Source organism: Shewanella sp. 0m-6, assembly GCF_052977325.1.
In genome coordinates, this window is the sequence record NZ_JBRIMD010000054.1 from 1 (window position 1) to 6,928 (window position 6,928).

The 6,928-nt window shown below is 42.2% G+C and carries 5 protein-coding genes and 1 tRNA gene; 2 read left to right on the forward strand and 4 right to left on the reverse strand.

What is annotated here, in order from left to right:
* Positions 1 to 76: transfer RNA gene (locus ACVBJC_RS20125), tRNA-Asn, on the reverse strand.
* Between the two features lie 801 nt (positions 77 to 877).
* Between ACVBJC_RS20125 and uvrB the strand changes: the two genes are divergently transcribed.
* Positions 878 to 2,881 (forward strand): excinuclease ABC subunit UvrB, encoded by a 2,004-nt coding sequence (uvrB, locus tag ACVBJC_RS20130; protein WP_447162693.1) that lies wholly within the window; start codon positions 878 to 880, stop codon positions 2,879 to 2,881.
* 223 nt (positions 2,882 to 3,104) lie between these two features.
* Here uvrB and rrtA read toward each other — a convergent pair whose 3' ends face one another.
* Both rrtA and queC read right to left on the reverse strand, forming a co-directional pair.
* Positions 3,105 to 3,698, reverse strand: a complete 594-nt coding sequence (gene rrtA, locus ACVBJC_RS20135; protein ID WP_447162692.1) for a rhombosortase — start codon at positions 3,696 to 3,698, stop codon at positions 3,105 to 3,107.
* On the reverse strand, positions 3,686 to 4,375 hold the full coding sequence (gene queC, locus ACVBJC_RS20140; protein ID WP_447162691.1) for a 7-cyano-7-deazaguanine synthase QueC: 690 nt from the start codon (positions 4,373 to 4,375) through the stop codon (positions 3,686 to 3,688). The genes rrtA and queC overlap by 13 nt, the downstream gene beginning before the upstream one ends.
* 127 nt (positions 4,376 to 4,502) lie before the next feature.
* Between queC and queE the strand changes: the two genes are divergently transcribed.
* Positions 4,503 to 5,171, forward strand: a complete 669-nt coding sequence (gene queE, locus ACVBJC_RS20145) for a 7-carboxy-7-deazaguanine synthase QueE (protein ID WP_447162690.1) — start codon at positions 4,503 to 4,505, stop codon at positions 5,169 to 5,171.
* A 94-nt stretch (positions 5,172 to 5,265) separates the two neighbouring features.
* On the opposite strand, the gene ACVBJC_RS20150 is transcribed toward queE, so the two are convergent.
* Positions 5,266 to 6,342 carry a PLP-dependent cysteine synthase family protein gene (locus tag ACVBJC_RS20150; RefSeq protein ID WP_447162689.1) on the reverse strand — a complete coding sequence of 359 codons (1,077 nt, stop codon included), beginning with the start codon at positions 6,340 to 6,342 and terminating at the stop codon, positions 5,266 to 5,268.
* Positions 6,343 to 6,928: the final 586 nt, after the last annotated feature.

Sequence of the window (6,928 nt, forward strand, 5' to 3'; positions counted from 1 at the left end):
TGGCTCCCCAGACTGGACTCGAACCAGTGACATACGGATTAACAGTCCGCCGTTCTACCAACTGAACTACAGGGGAAGCGTTTAAGTTACGTCTCGTTGAAGACGGAGCGCATAGTAAAGCGCTCTTACAATTGAGTCAACTCGACAAGCTAAAAAAAATGAAATTATACGCTCAAGTGCTCACCTAATGTTCATTGTGTCGATGAATGCAGCATTTTTGTTAAAATGTGACCAGTAGAAATGCAAGTCTATGAGTTAATCACAGTTTTCGATTAGCTCATTAATGAGACATACCAACAAAAAGAGCTGTTCGCTAGGCTATAAACTACAAATGTAAGAAAATTACATTAAATCGCTTTAGCTTGCTTAACTCGTGTCGAAAGCTTAAACCCCCATAGCAACTAGCGTTGCGAGAGTTATCCACTAAATCTGTGGATAAGCCTGTGGGTTAAGTGAAAAAATCAACCGCAAATGCCGATGAATAGGGCGTTGAGGTTAAAATGAGCTAATTTATAGAAGGTTTTTTTTAGCTAATAAAAACAATGTGATGAAAAAAGCAACAGTTACTTTGGTTGGCTTTTTAAAATGTTGCTAAGTTGTAACTCGCTTATAGTAGTAACTTGTGAATTAATACGCCTATTTTACTGGTGTTGACGCGGAGGTTAGCGTTAAAGGCTAGACTTTAACTTGGTTACAAAGTTTCATTTAGTGATGTTATAAGTAATCGCTTTAGGTGACTTACACGGCTGATCTGATTATTGTCATAGCGCTATTTGGCAACGAACACTAAGTCGAACAAAAACTAATCTAGAAAGTTAAGTCGTCATCAATCAAATTAGGGTAAAATAGTTGCTCATTTTTCGAGGGAAGTATTTGAGTGTCAGAATCTGTATTTCAATTAGAGTCTATGTATAAGCCTGCAGGCGATCAGCCTACGGCCATTAGTAAACTTGTGGATGGGCTAGAGTCAGGGGTTGCTTGCCAGACATTACTGGGCGTTACGGGCTCAGGTAAAACCTTTACTATTGCAAATGTCATCGAGAAAATGTCACGCCCAACGATTATTATGGCGCCCAACAAGACTCTTGCTGCACAGCTTTATGGAGAGATGAAGGAATTTTTCCCCCATAATGCGGTAGAGTATTTTGTTTCCTACTATGACTATTATCAGCCTGAAGCTTACGTTCCCTCTACAGGCACATTCATTGAAAAAGATGCATCAGTTAATGCGCACATTGAGCAGATGCGACTCTCGGCGACTAAAGCACTACTAGAGCGTAAAGATGTTGTTCTGATTGCTTCAGTTTCTGCCATTTATGGTCTGGGCGATCCTAAAGCCTATATGAAGATGCTGTTACACCTTCGAGAAGGTGCCATTATGGAGCAGCGTGATATCTTAAAGCGCCTGAGCGAGCTGCAATACACTCGCAATGATATAGAACTGCAACGCGGTACCTATCGAGTGCGCGGTGAAGTGATTGACATCTTTCCGGCAGATTCAGACAAAAATGCCATCAGAATAGAGCTATTTGATGATGAGATAGAACGTTTGAGTCTGTTCGATCCGTTAACTGGCCACATTGTAAAGCGAATAGCACGAATAACGGTTTACCCTAAAAGTCACTATGTCACGCCTCGAGAGTCTATTTTGGCGGCGACAGGAGAGATCAAAGAGGAATTACGTGACCGTAAAAAACAGCTTCTCGAACTGAATAAACTTATCGAGGAGCAACGCATTACAGAGCGGGTTCAGTATGATATCGAGATGATGACCGAACTTGGTTACTGTTCAGGTATTGAAAACTACTCCCGATACCTGTCGGGTCGAGCTCCCGGCGATGGGCCTCCGACCTTGCTAGATTATCTGCCAGAAGATGGTTTACTCATTATCGATGAATCCCATGTAACAGTGCCGCAAATTGGCGCCATGTATAAAGGTGATCGCTCGCGGAAAATGAACCTCGTAGAATATGGTTTTCGCTTGCCTTCAGCGCTTGATAATCGCCCATTAAAGTTTGAAGAGTTTGAAGCGTTAATGCCGCAAAGTATTTTTGTTTCTGCAACGCCTAGCGAATATGAAATTAATAAGTCAGATGGCGAAATCGCCGAGCAGGTTGTTAGACCTACTGGCTTACTTGATCCTGAAATTGAAGTTCGCCCTGTTAGCACTCAAGTAGACGACCTGTTATCTGAGATAGGCAAACGAGTCGCTGTGAATGAACGTGTACTTGTAACGACCTTAACTAAGAGAATGTCAGAGGATTTAAGTGAGTACCTCGATGAACATGGTGTAAAGGTCAGATACTTGCACTCAGATATCGATACTGTTGAGCGCGTCGAGATCATCAGAGACTTACGTCTAGGCGTGTTTGATGTACTGATCGGGATTAACTTGTTACGAGAAGGCTTAGATATGCCAGAAGTCTCTTTGGTGTGTATTCTCGATGCAGATAAAGAGGGCTTTTTACGTTCAGAACGTTCATTGATCCAGACAATTGGCCGCGCGGCTCGAAATGTAAACGGTAAGGTTATCTTATATGGAGACCGTATTACTAAGTCGATGGACAAGGCGATTACGGAAACAAATCGACGTCGTGAGAAGCAGCATCAGCATAATATTGATAATGGCATTACTCCGAAAGGAGTGATCAAAAAGATCACTGATGTCATGGATGTTGGCGGTCACGAATATGTGGACAGCGAACGAGGGGTTGCAGAGATTGAGGGTGAATATCATGTGGCTAAACCTGCAGACATTAGCCATGACATTGACAGGTTAGAAAAACAGATGCATGAGCATGCTAAAAACCTTGAATTTGAAGAAGCCGCTGCAATTCGTGACAAAGTTAGTCGTCTTAGAGAACAGTTTATTAAGGCGTAATTGATTATTCACGCTATTTACTTCAATGCAATCAACTTTAGCTCAATGAACTTTAACTCAATGAACTTTAACTCAATGAACTTTAACTCAATGAACTTTAGCGTTATGAATTTTAATACTAACTGTTGAGCTATTAAGACATTAAAAAGGGGAGCCGAGTACAACTAGGCTCTCTTTTTTATGTGTATCTTATTTTGATTGGAACTACAGTTTATCGTCTTCTTTAACGAGCTTGTTTATGTCGCTGCGGCCAAGCTAGATAAACTGATACGCACAGCAGTCCACAGACAAGGCCAACTAAATGAGCCTCAGTCGCAACTCTTGCACCAATTAATTGGGTCATTTCAATACTGGCTCCAAAGTATTGCTCATAAGCGACTTTTAAAATCACGCCTAGTAATAGCAAGTAACCGCTTTTGTAGCCTTGGCGAATATCGCATACCGCACCGAAGGCAAATAATCCATGCAGCATGCCACTTAAGCCCACATAACCAATCAGCATTGGATAAAATGCGAGTAGCCCCAGCCCTTGCATTAGACACAGGCTAAAAAATAGTATGCTAAGCCCCTTTGCACGGTAATGTTGCTCATGTAAGGCTAATATGACCCAAAAACCCGCGAGGTTCATATACAGGTGCCAGGCATTGGTGTGCAGCAAGTTTCCGCTGACTAGGCGCCACCACTCACCATCAAGGATTAAATACCTTTGGTAGGCCAGCAGCGAGTCGAGTCGCAAATAAAAAAGACTAATACATGTAATTGTAATGACTAACGCAAACACATAGGGGTTGTTGGCCCCCCATTTTAGTTTTTGCATTTATCAGAAAGTCTTGCTTGTATCGCCTCTTTGTCTGCAAGGTACTCTTCAAGACCGCGCTTTCTTAATAGACATGCAGGGCAGGTACCGCAACCGTCACCCTTAATACCGTTATAGCAGGTTAGGGTTTCATTTCGCACAAGCTCCAAGCTATCAAACTTATCTGCAAGCGCCCATGTCTCGGCCTTATCTAACCACATTAGAGGAGTATCAATGGTCAGTTTTTTATCCATACCCTGTTCAAGGGCGGCTTGCATGGCTTTTACAAAGTCATTGCGGCAATCTGGGTAGCCTGAAAAGTCTGTCTCGCAAACACCGGTTATCACAGTATCTGCGCCAAGTTGGTAAGCGTAAATGCCAGCAAGGGTAAGAAAGAGGATGTTTCGGCCCGGAACAAAGGTGTTAGGTAGGCCGTTATCCATTAATTCGTTAGAGACGGGAATGGAGTCACGAGTTAATGCCGATATGGCTAATTCATTTAACAAGGTGACATCCATCACTTTGTGGCTAGCCAGTTTGAGTTTATTGGCCAGCTCTTTTGCTATTTCAATTTCTTCTCTATGTCGTTGCCCATAATCGAATGTGATCCCATGAACTTCATCAAATTGTTGGAGGGCCTGAATGAGGCAGGTTGTCGAATCTTGACCACCACTAAAAACTACAACGGCTTTTGACATAATAAACTTTCAATCTTGTAATAAATAAGAACGAGTAGTTTAACGCAGGCGTGAACGCTTTTAAACTACTTGCGACACAGCGAAAAATCCTCTATAACTGCGCCCCGGTTAACCAAGAGGTAAGATAATGAAATATCCAGTTAATGAAGTATTTGAAACAATTCAAGGTGAGGGGACTTTTACGGGAGTACCAGCCGTTTTTGTTAGACTTCAGGGCTGCCCTGTTGGTTGCTCTTGGTGTGACACTAAGCAGACGTGGGAACTTTTAGAGGAAAACCGCGTAGCAAAAGAGCTTGTGATCCAAGTTGACGGTACTATCGGACGTTGGGCGGAACTTAGCGCTGAAGAGTTGGTTAATGCCTTTAAAGCTAAAGGCTTCAATGCAAAACATATCGTGATCACCGGTGGCGAACCTTGTTTATATGATTTGACTGAGTTAACTCAATACCTTCATAGCCAAGGGTACCAAACGCAGATTGAAACCAGTGGTACATTTGATGTGTTATGTCACGCAGACACTTGGGTGACGGTATCACCTAAGGTGAATATGAAAGGCGGTTATAAAGTACTTGCCCAAGCATTGAATCGAGCCAATGAGATTAAACACCCCATAGCAACCCAAAATCACATTGATGAGCTTGATGAGCTATTAGAAGGTATCGATGTGACTGATAAAACAGTGTGTTTGCAGCCTATTAGCCAAAAGGCACGCGCGACTGAATTGGCGATGTCTACTTGTATCGCGCGAAATTGGCGCTTATCAATTCAGACTCATAAATATTTAGATATCGATTAAACAATTTAGATCGCTTGATAATAAAAAGCCCTTGGATTTAATTATCTCAAGGGCTTTTTTGTACCGGTGACGGTTAATCACCATGGGTATATCGCTATTTGTCACTAGGGCAATTTAATACACTTGTCTCACTAAACCGGGTTAATGCATCAGTATAAGGCGTTAGATCGCCGATGTGCTCTTCAATCCAAGCTGCATTGTAATAGGTGTCTAAGTAGCGCTCACCTGAATCGCAAATTAGGGTCACTATCGAGCCGGTCTCACCCCTGGCAGCCATTTCGCTAGCCAATAGCAACACGCCATAGAGGTTAGTACCTGTTGAGGCGCCAGTTTTACGCCCGATAATCTTCTCAAGCCAATTGACTGTTGCGACAGAAGCGGGATCTGGGATCTTACGCATCTCGTCCACGACGCCAGGGATAAAAGAGGGCTCAGCACGAGGCCTACCAATACCTTCAATCTTACTGCCATTACAGCAGCTGACATGCTTGTCTCCAGTATTGAAATAATCAAAGAAAACGGAGTTTTCAGGGTCGACAACACAAAGTTTAGTCGTGAGTCGCTGATAGCGAATATAGCGGCCAATCGTTGCCGAAGTACCGCCAGTACCAGGGCTCATTACAATCCAAGTCGGAATTGAATGTTGCTCTTTTTTCATCTGATAAAAGATAGAGTTAGCGATATTGTTGTTACCACGCCAATCTGTTGCGCGTTCGGCATAGGTAAATTGATCCATATAATGACCATCTAGCTCTTGGGCTAAGCGTTCAGATTCGGCATAAATTTTACTGGAATGGTCAACAAAGTGGCATTGACCACCGTAAAATTCAATTTGTTGAATTTTCTTTTTTGCTGTGGTGCTAGGCATGACTGCGATAAAAGGCAATCCCAGTAATCGGGCAAAATAGGCCTCTGATACGGCTGTACTGCCAGAAGAAGACTCAATTACTGTGGTGCCTTCTTTAATCCAGCCATTACACAGCGCATAAAGAAACAAAGAGCGAGCAAGACGGTGCTTTAAACTTCCCGTAGGGTGGGTACTTTCATCTTTTAGGTAAATATCAATACCCGTTAGGCTAGGCGTATCTAGCTTAATTAAATGAGTATCTGCACTTCGTTGAAAGTCAGCTTCAATTTTTTCGATTGCTTGATTTACCCAAGAATGAGTCACTTGTTTGCCTATGGTTAACACGTTGAACTTAAATCATAGAGAAAAACGAGCCAGATTGGTAGCGAAAAACACACTGCGGATAACTTGTTGTGCCGGTGTAAGCGCCTGATTAAATATACTTTTGTGGTGATCAGGTGTTTAAGTGGATATTTGAGTCTAGAAAATACTGATTAAATGAAACCCTGATGGTATTTATGTCTTTTTATGTAAACGAAATCGTCACATTTAAATGATTATGTGCAAGCACGATTTACAAAGTGAGAGTTTATCAAGAGGTTTAAGAGGTGATGATTTTGGCAAGGTTAATGTGATCTGAGTATTTAAGCTGTGCTACATGGCGGTGATAGGTAATTGATATATAAAACAGAGGTGTAGCAACTTAGATATAAAAAAGAGATGTCACTGCTTAGATATAGAGACAGGGGGGAGCAACTGCAAGATTATTAAACGATATTGATGAATGACTTTGAAATAAGATCTTTGAAATGAAATAAGATGGAAGCTGAAACAAGAAGTGGTGGAGGGAGAAGGATTCGAACCTTCGAAGGCTGAGCCGTCAGATTTACAGTCTGATCCCTTTGGCCAC

Bases quoted from the DNA above. Each gene is read 5' to 3' on its own strand.
- rrtA (WP_447162692.1), bottom strand. From the start codon at position 3,698: ATGCAAAAACTAAAATGGGGGGCCAACAACCCCTATGTGTTTGCGTTA.
- queC (WP_447162691.1), bottom strand. From the start codon at position 4,375: ATGTCAAAAGCCGTTGTAGTTTTTAGTGGTGGTCAAGATTCGACAACC.
- queE (WP_447162690.1), top strand. From the start codon at position 4,503: ATGAAATATCCAGTTAATGAAGTATTTGAAACAATTCAAGGTGAGGGG.